Below are 16,196 nucleotides of genomic sequence, written 5' to 3' on the forward strand. Positions count from 1 at the left end.
CCTCGCGGAAGGTCCCGGCGTCCAGCAGCAGGCCGATCCGCTCCCGGGCGGTCAGCTTGCCCTTCGCGTGCTGCGCCTGCGTCGCGCGCTCACTCGGGCCTCGCCTGGCCTGCTCGCGGATGGCGTGCAACTCGGCCGTGCGGCCGCGGGAGTCCGTCGGGGCGGCGGCCTCGGGGGCCGGAGGCAGATCGGTCATGTATAGACCCTACGAAGGGGCAGGCCGGTTTTCCCTCGTTGGATTCGTACAGTCTCCGCCGCCGTTTCATGGCTGCGCTGGACAGAACCACTGACTTCCGGGGACGTCGAGCTGCTTCCCCACAGAGGCCGACCGCCCCGTCCTGTGGAGGTCCTACAGTGCGGCGGTCGTCCTGGCGCCCCGGGGCGCCCGCCCCGGGCGTGCCGGGCCGCGGTGCGCGGCCCGGCGCCGCCTCACTCCGTCGGCTCCACCCCCGCGCGCAGCAGCCCGTAGGTGTAGGCGTCGTCCAGGGCCTGCCAGGACGCGGCGATGACGTTGGGCGCGACGCCCACGGTGGACCACTCGGTGCGTCCGTCGCTGGTGGAGATCAGCACCCGGGTGGTGGACTCGGTGCCGTGCGTCCCGGCGAGGGTGCGCACCTTGTAGTCCACCAGCTCCAGCCGGGCCAGCTCCGGGTAGACGCGTTCCAGAGCGATCCGCAGCGCCCGGTCCAGCGCGTTGACCGGGCCGTTGCCCTCGCCAGTGGCCACGACCCGCTCGCCCTTGGCCCACAGCCGTACGGTGCCCTCGGCCGAGTGCGACCCGTCGGGGCGGTCCTCGACGATCGCCCGCCAGGACTCCACCCGGAAGAAGCGGGGGGCGCCCCCCGCGGTGGCGGCCTCGCCGCCGGACGCGCCGCGGTGGACCTCGTCGCGCAGCAGCAGCTCGAACGACGCGTCGGCGGCCTCGTAGGTGTAGCCGCGCAGTTCCTGCTCCTTGACCCGCGCCACGACCCGGCCGACGACGTCGCGGTCGGCGCTCAGGTCGTAGCCCAGCTCCTTGCCCTTCAGCTCGACGGAGGCCCGGCCCGCCATGTCGGAGACGAGCATGCGCATCGAGTTGCCGACGCGGTCGGGGTCGATGTGCTGGTACAGGTCCGGGTCGACCTTGATGGCGGAGGCGTGCAGCCCGGCCTTGTGCGCGAAGGCGGAGACTCCCACGTACGGCTGGTGGGTGGAGGGCGTGAGGTTGACGACCTCGGCGATGGCGTGGGAAATGCGGGTCATCTCCGGCAGCGCCGCCTCAGGCACCACCGTCATGCCGTACTTGAGCTGGAGCGCGGCCACGACGGGGAAGAGGTTGGCGTTGCCCACGCGCTCGCCGTAGCCGTTCGCGGTGCACTGCACGTGGGTGGCGCCGGCGTCCACGGCGGCCAGGGTGTTGGCGACCGCGCACCCGGTGTCGTCCTGGGCGTGGATGCCGATCCGCGCCCCGGTCTCCTCCCGCACCGTGCGGACGACGGCCTGCACCTGGGCCGGGAGCATCCCGCCGTTGGTGTCGCACAGCACGACGACGTCGGCGCCCGCCTCGTGGGCCGCCCGCACGACCTGCTTGGCGTATCCGGCGTTCGCCCGGTAGCCGTCGAAGAAGTGCTCGCAGTCCACGAAGACCCGGCGGCCGAGTCCGCGCAGGTGGGCCACGGTGTCCCGCACCATCGCCAGGTTCTCCTCCAGCGAGGTGCGCAGGGCCAGCTCCACGTGGCGGTCGTGCGACTTGGCGACGAGCGTGACGACGGGGGCCCCGGAGTCGGCCAGCGCCCGCACCTGCGGGTCGTCCCCGGCCCGGACGCCGGGCTTGCGGGTGGCGCCGAACGCGACGAGCCGGGCGTGGCGCAGATCCAGTTCCGTGCGGGCGCGGGCGAAGAACTCGGTGTCGCGCGGATTGGCGCCGGGCCACCCGCCCTCGATGAAGCCCACGCCGAAGTCGTCCAGGTGACGCGCGATGGCGAGCTTGTCGGCCACGGTGAGGTTGATGCCCTCCCGCTGGGCGCCGTCCCGCAGGGTGGTGTCGAACACGTGAAACGAGTCGTCGGGGGCTGCCGTGGTCATGCTGCTTCGAACTCCTAGGGAGTGATGAGTGGACCGGTGTCCTGCTGTCACCCGGTTGCCACCTGTCCCCGTGCTCCCGCGCGCCCCGGCTCCCGGCCCGGTGGGACCGGAAAACGAAAAAACCCCTCGCGGGTGCGAGAGGTCGGCGCGCGGGTCTGGGACACGGTGTCCACTGCCGCCATCGGGTCGTGCGGTCAGTGATCACTGCGGACCGGCGCGCTGTCACCAATAATCATGGCGAACGAGAGCACGGGAGAAGTCTGGCACAGTCCACCCCGGCGTCCGCGCGTGTCTCACGATGCGGGCGCCTGCGCGGGCGCGGGGTGCGCGGCCGCCTCGCGGCGTGCCTGCCCCGCGCCCGCGGGCGGCGTCTCACGCCAGGCGGTGCATCCAGCCGTGCGGGTCGGCGGCGCGGCCGGTCTGGACGGCGAGCAGGGCCTCGCGGAGCCTCATCGTGATCTCCCCGGGCTGCCCGTCGCCGACCGTCCACTCCCCCCGGGCCGACTTCACCGAGCCGACGGGGGTGATGACGGCCGCGGTGCCGCAGGCGAAGACCTCAGTGATGCTGCCGTCGGCGTTGCCCTCGCGCCACTCGTCGGTGGAGATGCGGGCCTCGCGCGTGCCGTGTCCGAGGTCGGCGGCGATGGTCAGCAGGGAGTCCCGGGTGATGCCGGGCAGGAGGGTGCCGGTCAGCTCGGGGGTGACGACGGTGGCGTCCGCGCCGCTGCCCCGCACGAAGTACAGGTTCATGCCGCCCATCTCCTCAATGTAGCGGCGTTCGGTGGCGTCCAGCCAGACGACCTGGTCGCAGCCGTGCGCGGCGGCCTCCGCCTGGGCGACCAGGGAGGCGGCGTAGTTGCCGCCGGTCTTCGCCTCGCCCATGCCGCCGGGGGCGGCGCGCACGTACTCCTCAGAGAGCCAGACGGAGACGGGCTTGACGCCGCGCGGGAAGTAGGGGCCGGCCGGGGAGGCGATGACCATGAACAGGTACTCGCCGGCCGGGCGCACGCCGAGACCGACCTCGCTGGCGAACATGAAGGGCCGCAGGTACAGCGACTCCTCGCCGGCTCCGGGCACCCAGGCGACGTCCTGCTGGACGAGCAGGTCACACGCCTCGACGAACGTCTCCACCGGCAGTTCCGGCATGGCCAGGCGGCGGGCGGAGCGCTGGAAGCGCCGGGCGTTCTCCTCGGGCCGGAAGGTGGCCACCGAGCCGTCGGCCTGCCGGTACGCCTTGAGCCCTTCGAAGATGGTCTGCGCGTAGTGCAGCGTCATGTTCGCCGGGTCCATCTGGAGCGGTGCGTACGGTTCGAGCTGCGCGTCGTGCCAGCCGCGGCCCTCGGTCCAGCGGATGGTGACCATGTGGTCGGTGAAGTGGCGGCCGAACCCGGGCGCGGACAGCACCGCCTCCCGTTCCGCGTCCGGCAGCGGCTGGGCGGAGGGCTTGAGGCCGAATTCGATACGGGGCGTGGTCATGTGCGCGTCCTTCACTGAGATGGTGTGGCGGACCGCGCACGTACGTGGACGTCCCGGTTCCTCCCCGTGCGGCAGCCCCACGTCCGATTATCGCGCGTGGGTGTCCGTGCCGGGGAGACGGGTGGCGGCCCTGGGTGAGATGGTCGCACCTGGCCGCCGCGTCGCACAGCCGCCGGGCGCGTGGCCCGGCGGCTGTGGACGGCGCCGGGCTAGCCGGCTACTCGCACGGAGAGGGCGTCGCCGATCTGGTCGGTCGAGCGCGCGGCGGCGCCGTCGCGTCCGGCGAGGTCCGCGGTGACGGCCTCCTCGATCCGGACGGCTTCGGCGGTGAGGCCGAGGTGGCGCAGCAGCAGGGCGACCGACAGGATCGTCGCCGTGGGGTCCGCCTTGCCACTGCCCGCGATGTCCGGCGCGGAGCCGTGCACCGGCTCGAACATCGAGGGGAAGGCGCCGGTCGGGTTGACGTTGCCCGACGCGGCCAGGCCGATGCCGCCGGTGACGGCGGCGGCCAGGTCGGTGATGATGTCGCCGAACAGGTTGTCGGTGACGATGACGTCGAAGCGGGCGGGGTCGTTCACCAGGAAGATCGTCGCCGCGTCGACGTGCAGGTAGTCCACGGTGACCTCGGGGTACTCCTGCCCGACGCGCTCGACGACGCGCGTCCACAGGCTGCCCGCGTACACCAGGACGTTGTTCTTGTGCACCAGCGTCAGCTTGCGGCGCGGGCGGGCCTTGGCCCGCTCGAAGGCGTCGCGGACGACGCGCTCGACGCCGTAGGCGGTGTTGACGCTGACCTCGGTGGCCACCTCGGCCGGCGTGTCCGTGCGCAGGCTGCCGCCGTTGCCGGTGTAGGGGCCCTCGGTGCCCTCCCGGACGACGACGAAGTCGATGTCCGGGCGCCCGGCCAGCGGCGTGGCGGTGTTCGGGAACAGCTTGGAGGGCCGGAGGTTGACGAAGTGGTCGAAGGCGAAGCGGAGCTTGAGGAGCAGGCCGCGCTCCAGCACGCCGGAGGGGACGCTCGGGTCGCCGATGGCGCCCAGCAGGATCGCGTCGTGCTGCCGCAGCTGCTCCAGCTCGGCGTCGGGCAACGTCTCCCCGGTGGCGTGCCAGCGCCCGGCCCCGAGGTCGTACTCCTTGGTCTCCAGCTTGACGTCCTGCGGGAGCACCGCGGACAGGACCTTCAGGCCCTGTGACACGACCTCGGGGCCGATGCCGTCGCCGGGAATCACTGCGAGATTGATGCTGCGCGCCATGCCGCGGACCCTACTCCCCGTCCCAGCGATTGAGCACATCCCGTCCATCATGCGGACGGCCGGGGAGGGTCCGGCGGCTCAGTGCCCGGTGGCCCCGCCGTTGTCACGGCGGTCCAGCGCGCGCTGCAGCGCGGCGGCGGCGTTCTTGCGGGCCGCGTCGGTGGCGGCCGGGCGGCGGGTGCGGCGGCGGGCGGTGTCGTCCATGGTCAAGGCTCCTTAGCAGGCATACCCCGAGAGGAAGGAAAGCGCCGTGAGGGGCGGGGCGTCCGGTGCGGCAGGGGTGGCCTGCGGCATGCACCGCGCTCGTCCGCCGTTCGCTGATGGAGCGATACGTCCGGCTCCCACCACGGTACGGGCCCGGGGCTGTGATGTCCCGCCAAGTAGTTGGTCTTCCTACTATCTGAGACGGCCGCCCCCGCCCGCGCCGTGACGGGTGGGGTCAGGGTGACGTGAGCAGCGCCTGGAGGTCCCCGAGGCCCGTGATGCAGGCGACCGCCTCGGAGGTGCCGCTGCACGAGCGGTCCAGCCAGATGCCGGTCAGCCCGGCCGCCTGCGCGGCGAGCGCGTCGATGTCGAGCCGGTCGCCCACGTACGCCACCTCCTTCGGCGGCAGGCCCAGCGCCGCGCACGCCGCGGTGAACGCCTCGGGGGCCGGTTTGGCGCAGCCGAGCTCGTCGGCGCACACCAGCACCTCGAAGCGGTCGCGGATGCCGAGGGCGCGCAGCTTGCGGTCCTGGTTGGCGGCCGAGGAGTTGGACAGGACGCCGTGCCGGTACCCGTCCCGCAGGGCGTCGAGCGCGGGCAGCGCGTCGGGGAACAGGCACCACGCCGCCTCGTAGTGCGCGACGTACCGCCCGAACCAGGCGTCCGCCTCCGCGTCGGTGAGCGGCCGCCCCAGGAAGTCGCGGGCCCGCCCGCGCCGGTGCTCGTGGAAGTCCAGCTCGCCCGCCAGGAAGCGGGCGAACTGCTCCTCCATCACCGCGCGCCACCGCTCCCACGCCGCCTCGGGGGTGTCGAACGCGTCGAGCAGCCCCTCCTCGCGCAGGTGCCGCAGCGCCGCGGCGCGGTCCGATCCGGTGTAGTCGAACAGCGTGTCGTCCACGTCCCACAGAATGGCCCGGACCGGCATCTGCGCACCTCCGCGTCTCTCGTCGCCCCGCCCCGTGCGGTCCTTCCAGGATGCGCCATCGCTCCGTCCATGGTCGGATGCCCCGTTGTGGACTCCATCGACTACGGACACCGCGACCGGCGCGGACTGCCGGTGACCCTGCGGCCGGTGACGGACGACAACTGGCGCGCCGTCGCCGACGTGGCGCCGCGCGACGAGCAGCGCGCCTTCGTCGCCGCCCTGGCCGCCCGCTACCTCCTGCTGTCGCTGCGCGAGGACGTGTGGCACTCGCTGGCCGTCCGCACCGGCGACCGGGTCACCGGGCACGTGATGTGGGCGCTCGACGAGACGGACGGCGCCCACTGGCTGGGCGGCATGATCGTGGACGCCGACCACCAGGGCCACGGCACCGGCCGCGCGGCGGTCCGCACGCTGGTGCGCTGGCTGGCCGACCACCAGGACTGCCGGGAGATCCGGCTCTCCTGCCACCCGGCGAACACGGCGGCGGCCGCCCTCTACACGTCCCTGGGCTTCGTCCCCACCGGCGACTACGAGGACGAGGAGTACGTCACCGCGCTGCGGGTGCGGCCCTGACGGACGGCGACGGCACGCCCTTGGGGCCCGCCCCGGCCGGGGCGGGCCCCAAGGGCGGGGGCCGGGGGTCAGCCCATGTGGGGGTAGCGGTAGTCGGTGGGCGCCACCAGGGTCTCCTTGATCGCCCGGGGCGACGTCCAGCGGATCAGGTTGAACTTCGAACCCGCCTTGTCGTTCGTGCCCGAGGCGCGCCCGCCGCCGAACGGCTGCTGGCCCACGATCGAACCGGTGGGGCGGTCGTTGAGGTAGAAGTTGCCCGCGGCGAACCGGAGCTTCTCCGAGGCGGCAGCCAGCACCTGGCGGTCCCGGGCGAACACGGCGCCGGTCAGGGCGTACGCCGCGACCGACTCCATCTGGTGCAGCATCGCGTCGAAGTCGTCGTCCGCGTAGACGTGGACGGCGATGATCGGGCCGAAGTACTCGGTGGTGAACACCTCGTTCTCCGGGTCGGAGCACTCGATGACGGTCGGGCGGACGAAGTAGCCCACCGAGTCGTCGTAGGTGCCGCCCGCGATGATCTCGCAGCTCGGGTCCTGGCGCGCCCGGTCGATGGCGGCCTTGTTCTTCGCGAACGCCCGCTCGTCGATGACGGCGCCCATGAAGTTCGACAGGTCGGTGACGTCGCCCATCGTCAGGGACTCCGTCTCCGCCACCAGCGCGTCGCGCAGCCCGCCGTCCCACAGGGAGCGCGGGATGTAGGCGCGCGAGGCGGCCGAGCACTTCTGGCCCTGGTACTCGAAGGCGCCGCGCGTGACGGCCGTCTTCAGGATGGCCGGGTCGGCGGTCGGGTGCGCGACGATGAAGTCCTTGCCGCCGGTCTCGCCGACGACGCGCGGGTAGGCGCGGTACCCGGGCAGGTTGCTGCCGACCTCGCGCCACAGGTGCTGGAACGTGGCCGTGGAGCCGGTGAAGTGGACCCCGGCCAGCTCCGGGTGCGGCAGGGCGACCTCGGAGACCTCCTTGCCGTCACCGGTGACGAGGTTGATGACGCCCTTGGGCAGTCCGGCCTCCTCCAGCAGCTCCATGAGCAGCACCGCCGAGTGCGTCTGCGTGGGCGACGGCTTCCACACCACGACGTTGCCCATCAGCGCCGGAGCCGTGGGCAGGTTGCCCGCGATGGCGGTGAAGTTGAACGGGGTGACCGCGTAGACGAAGCCCTCCAGCGGGCGGTGGTCCATGCGGTTCCACACGCCGCCGGGCTGGATCGGCGGCTGCTCGGTCAGCAGCTCCCGCGCGAAGTGGACGTTGAAGCGCCAGAAGTCCACCAGCTCGCAGGGGGCGTCGATCTCGGCCTGCTGGGCCGTCTTGGACTGCCCGAGCATCGTGGAGGCGGCGATCGTCTCGCGCCAGGGCCCGGCCAGCAGCTCGGCGGCCTTGAGGATGACGGCGGCGCGCTCGTCGAAGGACAGGGCCCGCCAGGCGGGGGCGGCGGCCAGCGCGGCGTCGATCGCGTCCCTGGCGTCGGCGCGGGTGGCGTTGGCGTAGGTGCCCAGCCGCGCGGCGTGGCGGTGCGGCTGCACGACGTCGAAGCGCTCGCCGCCGCCCATCCGCTTCTCCCCGTTGATGGTCATGGGGAGGTCGACCGGGTTGTCGGCCAGCTCCTTCAGCTTGCGCTCCAGGCGGGCCCGCTCGGGGCTGCCCGGGGCGTAGCCGTGCACCGGCTCGTTGTAGGGGGCGGGGACCTGGGTCACGGCGTCCATGGCGGCCATGTCTCCTTCATCGGGTCGGGGAAGACGGTCGGGTCGGGGCGGAATCCGCGGCGGTCAGCCGCGGGTGGCGAGCGAGCGCAGGAAGAAGGCCAGGTTCGCGGGGCGCTCGGCGAGGCGGCGCATGAAGTAGCCGTACCAGTCGGTGCCGTACGGGACGTAGACGCGCATGCGGTGTCCGGCGGCCACGAGCCTGTCCTGCTCGGCGGCGCGGATGCCGTAGAGCATCTGGAACTCGTACTCGTCGGGCTTGCGGCCGAAGCGGCGGGCCAGCTCCTGGGTGATCGACACCATCCGCGGGTCGTGCGAGCCGATCATGGGGTAGCCCTCGCCCGCCAGCAGGATCCGCAGGCACCGGACGTAGGCCCGGTCCACCTCGCGCTTGTCCTGGTACGCGACCTCGGCGGGTTCCTTGTACGCGCCCTTCACCAGGCGCACCCGGGAGCCTTCCCCGGCCAGCGCCCGGCAGTCCTCCTCGGTGCGGAACAGGTAGGACTGGAGGACGGCGCCCGTCTGCGGGAAGCGGCGGCGCAGCTCGGCGAGGACGGCGAGGGTGGAGTCGACGGTGGTGTGGTCCTCCATGTCGAGGGTGACCGTGGTGCCCGCCTCGGCGGCGGCCTCGACGACGGGCAGGACGTTGGCCAGGGCGACGTCGTGGCCGCCCGGCAGCGCCTGTCCGAAGGCGGAGAGCTTGACCGACATCTCGGCCCGCTCCCCCAGGCCCTCGCCCCGCAGCGCGTCGGCGAGGGCGAGGTAGGCGTCACGGGCGCGCAGCGCCTCGGTGCGGTCGGTGACGTCCTCGCCGAGGTGGTCGAGGGTCACCTCCAGACCGCGCCGGGCCAGGTCGCGCACGCCGGTCAGCGCCTCGTCCAGCTGTTCGCCGGCCACGAAGCGGTGCACGACGGGGCGGGTGACCGGGGTGGCCGAGACGGCGCGGCGGATGCTGTCGCTGCGCGCGGCGGCGAGGAGCACGGGACCCAGCACGGGCACCTCCAACGAAATCTTTCCTACGGCAGGGTGAGCCACCGGAAAACTTATGGACCTTCCGGGTTCCCGGCCATCGACAGCTGTCACGCTTCAGTGGTCGCCACCTCAGACAGCTGTATGAGAATGGTGGGGGCCAAGCGCGGCGGTACGCGACCGGAGAGGCGGCAGGCAGGGCATGCGGGAGGACTACCAGGCACTGATCGACGAGGTGTCGGCGCTGCTCGGCGCGCCGGCGACCCTGGAGGACCGGGACTTCGGACTCATCGCCTTCGGCGCGCACGGCAGCGACAGCGACGACGAGGAGCTGGTGCTCGACCCGGTCCGCACGCGTTCGATCATGCAGCGCCGCTCGTCGGCGGCCGTGCGCGCCTGGTTCGAACGGTTCGGCATCGCCCGCGCGACCGGCCCGGTGCGCATCCCGCCGGACCCGGCGGCGGGCGTGGTCAGGGGCCGCATCTGCCTGCCGGTGCGGCACGGCGGGATCGCCTACGGCTACATCTGGCTGCTGGACGACGGAACGCTGGAACTGACCGATGCCCGGCTGACGGAGTCCCTGGCCACCGCCGCGCGCATCGGCGCCCTGCTCGCGGCCGACGCCCGCGCCGGAGCCCGCCTCGGTGAGCTGCTGCGCACCGCCCTCACCGCGACGGCGGCCGCCCGGCGGGCCGCGGCGGAGGAACTGCGCGAGGCGCTGGGCGCCGCCGCCGGGGGCCCGCTGGCGGTGGTGGCCGTGACACCGTGGCAGGAGGGCGCCGGAGCGTCCGGCGGGGACGGCGTGCCCGCGCGGCTGCCGCAGGTCCCGGTGGCCTGCGCCCTGCCGCCCGCGGAGGCGGGGACAGGAGCGGTTGCGGGTGCGGGTCCTGCGGGGGCGGGCGGCCCGGGGACGGGGGCGCTGGCGGCGCTCGTCCGGCTCCGCGCCCCCGGCGCGCTGGAGCCGGCCCTCGCCGCGGCTGACCGGTTCCTGCGCTCGCCCCGGACGGGCGGGGCGGGAGCGGCGGGGGTGAGCGCGCCCCTGCCGGGACTGGCGGAACCGGCGCCCGCGTGGCGGCAGGCCCTCGCCGCGGCCCGTGCCGCCCGTGCCGAACCCCGGCTCGGGCCCGTCGCCCAGTGGGCCGCGCTCGGCCCGTACCGGCTGCTCACCGCGCTGCCGCCCGGCGCCCCGGCCGATCCGGCCGTCCGCCGCCTGCTGGAGCCCGCCCAGCGCGAGATGGCCCGCACCGCCGAGGTGTTCCTCGACTGCGCGGGCCAGGCGGGGCGCACCGCCGCCGCCCTGGGCATCCACCGGCAGACGCTCTACTACCGGCTCTCCCGGGTGGAGCAGCTCACGGGCCTCGACCTGAACGACGGCGAGGCCCGCCTGCTGCTCCACATGTCCCTCAAGGCCCTGCGCCTGTGACGGCGGGCGGGCCCGCCGCCGGACGGCGTCAGGAGGTGAGGTTGACCGCGCGGGCGGAGGTGGCGCCGATCTCGTGGGCGATCTCGGTGAGCACGGACTGCGGGATGGTGTCGTCGACGGTCAGGGCGACGAGCGCCTCACCGCCCTCCTCGGCCCGCGAGACCTGCATGCCGGCGATGTTGATGCCCGCCTCGCCCAGGACGCGTCCCACGGTGCCGACGACACCGGGGCGGTCGGCGTAGCGCAGGAACGCCATGTGGTCGGCGAGCGACAGCTCGATGTCGTGCTGCCCGACGCCCACGACCTTCTGGAGGTGCTTGGGACCGGCCAGCGTGCCGGAGACGGCCACCTCCTCGCCGCCCGCGAGGGTGCCGCGCACGGTCACCAGGTTGCGGTGGTCCGGGGAGTCGCTGGAGGTGGTCAGGCGCACCTCGACACCGCGCTCCTGCGCGAACAGCGGGGCGTTCACGTAGGACACCGTCTCGTCCACGACGTCCTCGAAGACGCCCTTGAGCGCGGAGAGTTCGAGGACCTTCACGTCGTGCTGGGTGATCTCGCCGTAGACCTCCACGTCGAGCCGCACCGCGACCTCGCCGGCCAGCGCGGTGAAGATGCGGCCCAGGCGCTCGGCCAGCGGCAGCCCGGGGCGGACGTCCTCGGCGATGACACCGCCCTGCACGTTGACGGCGTCGGGCACCAGCTCACCGGCGAGCGCGAGCCGCACCGAGCGGGCGACGGCCACGCCCGCCTTCTCCTGGGCCTCGCCGGTGGAGGCGCCCAGGTGCGGGGTGCACACGACCTGGTCGAAGGCGAACAGCGGCGAGTCGGTGCAGGGCTCGGTGGCGTACACGTCGAGGCCCGCGCCCGCGACGCGGCCCTCCTTGAGCGCCGAGTACAGCGCGTCCTCGTCCACGATGCCGCCGCGCGCGGCGTTGACGATCCGCACCGAGGGCTTGACCTTGTGCAGCGCCTCGTCACCGATGAGGCCGAGCGTCTCGGGGGTCTTGGGCAGGTGGACGGTGATGAAGTCGGAGACCTCCAGCAGCTCGTCCAGCGACAGCAGCCTGACGCCCATCTGCGCGGCCCTGGCGGGCTGCACGTACGGGTCGTAGGCCACGACCTTCATCCCGAAGGCGGACATGCGCTGGGCGACGAGCACGCCGATGCGGCCCAGCCCCACGACGCCGAGCGTCTTCTCGGACAGCTCCACGCCGGTGTACTTGCTGCGCTTCCACTCGCCCTGCTTGAGCGCGGCGTTGGCCTGCGGGATGTTCCGGGCGGTGGCCACCAGCAGGCCGCAGGCCAGCTCGGCGGCGGTGACGATGTTCGACGTCGGCGCGTTGACGACCATCACGCCCGCCTTGGTGGCGGCGGCGACGTCCACGTTGTCCAGGCCCACGCCCGCACGGGCCACGACCCGCAGCCTGCGGGCCGCCCCGACCGCCTCGGCGTCCACCTTGGTGGCGCTGCGGACCAGGATGGCGTCCACGTCGGCGATCGCGCTCAGCAGCTCGCCGCGGTCGGCCCCGTTGCAGTGGCGGATCTCGAAGTCGGGGCCGAGTGCGTCGATGGTGGCCGGGGACAGCTCCTCGGCGATGAGTACTACGGGCTTGCTCACTTCGGTCTCAGTCCTCACTAGTCCGTTGCGGACGGCCGCGTCCCGACGGCCGAAGGCGGTGGAGGTTGGCAGCCGCGTGGAGACGCACGACGCTGTGAGCCTGTGACGCGTATCTGCTCCGCAGTCTATCCGGGAAGCGGGGCGCGCTCGGGCGACTTCGGGAAGGGAGGCCCGACGGGTGGCGCGCCGCCTTCCACCCGGACCGGGGCGGCACGCGCGCCCCGGGGCCCCGCACCCGGTCCGGCCGGTGGGCGCGGCCGCGCGAGCGGCCGCGCCCCGCCGCGTCACGCCTCGTCGTCGACCCAGCTCATGAGCTTGCGCAGCTCCTTGCCCGTGGTCTCCAGCGTGTGGTCGGCGTCGGCCTGCTTGTACTCGTGGTACTTCGGCATGCCGGCCTTGTACTCGGCCATCCAGTTCTTGGCGAACGTGCCGTCCTGGATCTCGCCGAGGACCTTCTTCATCTCCGCCTTGGTCTGGTCGGTGATGATGCGCGGGCCGGTGACGTAGTCGCCCCACTCGGCCGTCTCGGAGACCGACCAGCGCATCTTGGACAGGCCGCCCTCGTACATGAGGTCCACGATGAGCTTCAGCTCGTGCAGGCACTCGAAGTAGGCGATCTCCGGCTGGTAGCCCGCCTCGACCAGCGTCTCGAAGCCCGCCTTCACCAGCGCCGAGGCGCCGCCGCACAGCACGGCCTGCTCGCCGAAGAGGTCGGTCTCCGTCTCCTCGGTGAAGGTCGTCTTGATGACGCCGGCGCGGGTGCCGCCGATGCCCTTCGCGTAGGAGAGGGCCAGGTCGAACGCCTTGCCGGTGGCGTCCTGCTCCACGGCCACGATGCACGGCACGCCGCGGCCCTCCTCGAACTGGCGGCGCACCAGGTGGCCGGGGCCCTTGGGGGCGACCATGCACACGTCCACGCCGGCCGGGGGTTGGATGAAGCCGAACCGGATGTTGAAGCCGTGGCCGAAGAACAGCGCGTCGCCGTCCTTGAGGTTGCCCTTGACGGACTCCTCGTAGACCTGGCCCTGCACCGGGTCCGGCACCAGGATCATGATCACGTCGGCTTCGGCCGCCGCCTGGTCCGGGGTCACCACCGTGAGGCCCTGCTCCTCGGCCTTGGCCTTGGACTTCGACCCCTCGGGCAGACCGACGCGCACGTCCACGCCCGAGTCGCGCAGGGAGAGCGCGTGGGCGTGGCCCTGGCTGCCGTAGCCGAGCACGGCCACCTTGCGGCCCTGGATGATGGACAGGTCGGCGTCGTCGTCGTAGAACAGCTCGGCCACTTCGGACATCTCCTCGTTGTGTTGCCTAGCGGGGCGGCGCCTCCGGCCGGGCCGGGTACCGCCGCGTCGGGCCCCACCGTATGCCGGTGGGGCGGGGGTGTACTGCCGGGTCTCGCCATGCGGTCTCAGCGGGGCGGCGGCGCGGCCGGCGCCGCGCCCCTGCCCCGCCCGGGCGCGTCAGGCGCTGCGCTCCAGCGCGCGCAGGGAGCGGTCCGTGATGGACCGCGCGCCGCGCCCGATGGCGATGGTGCCGGACTGCACCAGCTCCTTGACGCCGAAGGGCTCCAGCATCTTGAGCATGGCCTCCAGCTTGTCGCTGCTGCCGGTGGCCTCGATCGTGACGGCGTCCGGGGAGACGTCCACGGTCTTCGCGCGGAAGAGCTGGACGATCTCCACGATCTGGGAACGGGTCTCGTTGTCGGCCCGCACCTTCACCAGAACGAGTTCACGCTGCACGGCCGCCGCGGGCTCCAGCTCGACGATCTTGAGCACGTTGACGAGCTTGTTCAGCTGCTTGGTGACCTGCTCCAGCGGGAGGTCCTCGACGTTCACCACGATGGTGATGCGGGAGATGTCGGGGTGCTCGGTCGTGCCGACGGCCAGCGAATCGATGTTGAATCCCCGGCGGGAGAACAGCGCGGTGATCCGGGCCAGGACGCCGGGCTTGTTCTCCACCAGGACGGAGAGGGTGTGCTTGGACATGGCGGGTGGTCTTCCTCGTGGGTCGCGGTCGCTCGCGCCGGACGGTCAGTCGTCGCTGTCGCCGAAGTCGGGGCGGACGCCGCGCGCCGCCATGACCTCGTCGTTGGAGGTGCCGGCCGCGACCATCGGCCACACCATCGCGTCCTCGTGGACGACGAAGTCCACGACGACGGGCCGGTCGTTGATGGCGTTGGCCTTCTCGATCACCGCGTCCAGGTCCGCCGGGTCCTCGCAGCGGATGCCCACGCAGCCCATGGCCTCGGCCAGCTTGACGAAGTCGGGGCAGCGGGTGCCCAGCGAGGGCCGCTTCGGCGCCCCCTCCTCGCCCTCGGCGACGATGGCGGGCGCGCCCTGCGGCCCGGAGTGCAGCACGGTGTTGGAGTAGCGCTGGTTGTAGAACAGCGTCTGCCACTGGCGGACCATGCCGAGGGCGCCGTTGTTGATGATGGCGACCTTGATCGGGATGTTGTTCAGCGCCGCCGTGACGAGTTCCTGGTTGGTCATCTGGAAGCAGCCGTCGCCGTCGATGGCCCAGACCGTGCGCTCCGGGGCGCCGGCCTTCGCGCCGAGCGCGGCGGGGACGGCGTAGCCCATCGTGCCCAGGCCGCCGGAGTTCAGCCAGGTGGCGGGCTGCTCGTAGCGGATGAAGTGCGCGGCCCACATCTGGTGCTGGCCGACGCCCGCCGCGTAGACGGTGTCGTCGGGGGCCAGCTCGCCGATGCGCTGGATGACCTGCTGCGGCGAGAGCGAGCCGTCCTCCGGGAGGTCGTAGCCCAGCGGGTAGGTGTCCTGCCAGCGGCTCAGCGACTGCCACCAGGTGGTGTAGTCGCCCCGGCGGCCCGCCTCGTGCTCGGCCTGGACCGCGACGACGAGGTCGGCGATGACCTCGCGGGCGTCCCCCACGATCGGCACGTCGGCGGCGCGGTTCTTGCCGATCTCGGCCGGGTCGATGTCGGCGTGGACCACCTTGGCGTGCGGCGCGAAGGAGTCGAGCTTCCCCGTCACGCGGTCGTCGAACCGGGCGCCGAGCGCGACGATCAGGTCCGCCTTCTGGAGGGCGGTGACGGCGGCCACGGTGCCGTGCATGCCGGGCATGCCCAGGTGCTGCGGGTGGCTGTCGGGGAAGGCGCCGAGCGCCATCAGCGTCGTGACGACGGGCGCTCCGGTCAGCTCCGCGAGGACCTTCAGCTCCGCGGTGGCGCGGGCCTTGAGGACGCCGCCGCCGACGTACAGCACGGGGCGCCGGGCCTCCGCGACGAGCCGGGCGGCCTCGCGGATCTGCTTGGCGTGCGGCTTGGTGACCGGGCGGTAGCCGGGCAGGTCCGGGGTGGGCGGCCAGGAGAACGTCGTCTGCGCCTGGAGCGCGTCCTTGGCGATGTCCACCAGCACCGGGCCGGGGCGGCCGGTGCTGGCGATGTGGAACGCCTCGGCGATGGTGCGCGGGATGTCGGCGGCGTCGGTGACCAGGAAGTTGTGCTTGGTGACCGGCATCGTGATGCCGCAGATGTCCGCTTCCTGGAAGGCGTCGGTGCCGATGGCCTTGGAGGCAACCTGGCCGGTGATCGCCACCAGCGGGACCGAGTCCATGTGGGCGTCGGCGATCGGGGTGACCAGGTTGGTGGCGCCGGGGCCCGAGGTGGCCATGCAGACGCCGACCTTCCCCGTGGCCTGGGCGTAGCCGGTCGCGGCGTGTCCCGCGCCCTGCTCGTGCCGCACGAGGATGTGGCGGACCCGTCCGGAGTCCATCATCGGGTCGTAAGCGGGCAGGATCGCGCCGCCGGGGATGCCGAACACGGTGTCGGCCCCGACCTCCTCCAGCGCACGGATGAGGGACTGCGCACCCGTGACGTGCTCGACGGTGGCGGGCGCGGGCGCTCCGCTGTGACGGGGCCGCGGCTGCGGCCGGGGTGTCCCGGGGGCCTGCTCGGTCATCGGCTTTCTCTTCTCGGCGAGGTGAGGGTGGTGCCGCCCGGCCGGCGTCGGCGAGGTCCGGGACGTCCGGGCGGTGG

General features: G+C 73.0%; 13 protein-coding genes and 1 pseudogene. 2 read left to right on the forward strand and 12 right to left on the reverse strand.

What is annotated here, in order from left to right; all coding sequences use genetic code 11:
• From V1J52_RS03755 to V1J52_RS03780, 6 genes and pseudogenes are all read right to left on the reverse strand, one after another.
• Positions 1–196, reverse strand: a pseudogene (locus tag V1J52_RS03755) (methylmalonyl-CoA carboxyltransferase); the annotation flags it as partial.
• Positions 197–429: 233 nt separating this feature from the next.
• Complete coding sequence (gene cimA, locus V1J52_RS03760) at positions 430–2,064, reverse strand: citramalate synthase (protein ID WP_330138123.1); 1,635 nt, start codon at positions 2,062–2,064, stop codon at positions 430–432.
• Positions 2,065–2,436: 372 nt separating this feature from the next.
• Entirely contained in the window at positions 2,437–3,540 is a 1,104-nt protein-coding gene (locus V1J52_RS03765; RefSeq protein ID WP_330138124.1) for a branched-chain amino acid aminotransferase, read from the reverse strand.
• Positions 3,541–3,749: 209 nt separating this feature from the next.
• Entirely contained in the window at positions 3,750–4,793 is a 1,044-nt protein-coding gene (locus V1J52_RS03770) for a 3-isopropylmalate dehydrogenase (protein WP_330138125.1), read from the reverse strand.
• A 78-nt stretch (positions 4,794–4,871) separates the two neighbouring features.
• A complete protein-coding gene (locus V1J52_RS03775) occupies positions 4,872–4,997 on the reverse strand; it encodes a hypothetical protein (RefSeq protein ID WP_330138126.1) in 126 nt (41 codons plus the stop codon).
• A 235-nt stretch (positions 4,998–5,232) separates the two neighbouring features.
• On the reverse strand, positions 5,233–5,922 hold the full coding sequence (locus tag V1J52_RS03780; protein ID WP_330138127.1) for an HAD family hydrolase: 690 nt from the start codon (positions 5,920–5,922) through the stop codon (positions 5,233–5,235).
• 87 nt (positions 5,923–6,009) lie between these two features.
• On the opposite strand from V1J52_RS03780, the gene V1J52_RS03785 reads away from it, so the two are divergent.
• Positions 6,010–6,495, forward strand: a complete 486-nt coding sequence (locus tag V1J52_RS03785) for a GNAT family N-acetyltransferase (RefSeq protein ID WP_330138128.1) — start codon at positions 6,010–6,012, stop codon at positions 6,493–6,495.
• 68 nt (positions 6,496–6,563) lie between these two features.
• Here the strand turns inward: V1J52_RS03785 and pruA are convergent, their stop codons facing one another.
• A complete protein-coding gene (pruA, locus tag V1J52_RS03790) occupies positions 6,564–8,195 on the reverse strand; it encodes an L-glutamate gamma-semialdehyde dehydrogenase (RefSeq protein WP_330138129.1) in 1,632 nt (543 codons plus the stop codon).
• A 63-nt stretch (positions 8,196–8,258) separates the two neighbouring features.
• Entirely contained in the window at positions 8,259–9,185 is a 927-nt protein-coding gene (locus V1J52_RS03795; RefSeq protein ID WP_330138130.1) for a proline dehydrogenase family protein, read from the reverse strand.
• Between the two features lie 178 nt (positions 9,186–9,363).
• On the opposite strand from V1J52_RS03795, the gene V1J52_RS03800 reads away from it, so the two are divergent.
• Complete coding sequence (locus tag V1J52_RS03800; RefSeq protein WP_330138131.1) at positions 9,364–10,584, forward strand: PucR family transcriptional regulator; 1,221 nt, start codon at positions 9,364–9,366, stop codon at positions 10,582–10,584.
• A 28-nt stretch (positions 10,585–10,612) separates the two neighbouring features.
• Here V1J52_RS03800 and serA read toward each other — a convergent pair whose 3' ends face one another.
• The 4 genes from serA to V1J52_RS03820 all read right to left on the reverse strand — a co-directional run bounded on the left by serA (position 10,613) and on the right by V1J52_RS03820 (position 16,119).
• Entirely contained in the window at positions 10,613–12,202 is a 1,590-nt protein-coding gene (gene serA, locus V1J52_RS03805) for a phosphoglycerate dehydrogenase (protein ID WP_330138132.1), read from the reverse strand.
• Positions 12,203–12,486: 284 nt separating this feature from the next.
• Positions 12,487–13,485 carry a ketol-acid reductoisomerase gene (gene ilvC, locus V1J52_RS03810; RefSeq protein ID WP_330138815.1) on the reverse strand — a complete coding sequence of 333 codons (999 nt, stop codon included), beginning with the start codon at positions 13,483–13,485 and terminating at the stop codon, positions 12,487–12,489.
• Positions 13,486–13,662: 177 nt separating this feature from the next.
• Complete coding sequence (gene ilvN / locus V1J52_RS03815; RefSeq protein ID WP_330138133.1) at positions 13,663–14,187, reverse strand: acetolactate synthase small subunit; 525 nt, start codon at positions 14,185–14,187, stop codon at positions 13,663–13,665.
• A 45-nt stretch (positions 14,188–14,232) separates the two neighbouring features.
• Entirely contained in the window at positions 14,233–16,119 is a 1,887-nt protein-coding gene (locus tag V1J52_RS03820; RefSeq protein WP_330138134.1) for an acetolactate synthase large subunit, read from the reverse strand.
• Between the last annotated feature and the right edge of the window lie 77 nt (positions 16,120–16,196).

It is taken from the genome of Streptomyces solitudinis, from assembly GCF_036323765.1.
In the GTDB taxonomy this organism is placed as follows: Bacteria; Actinomycetota; Actinomycetes; order Streptomycetales; family Streptomycetaceae; genus Streptomyces.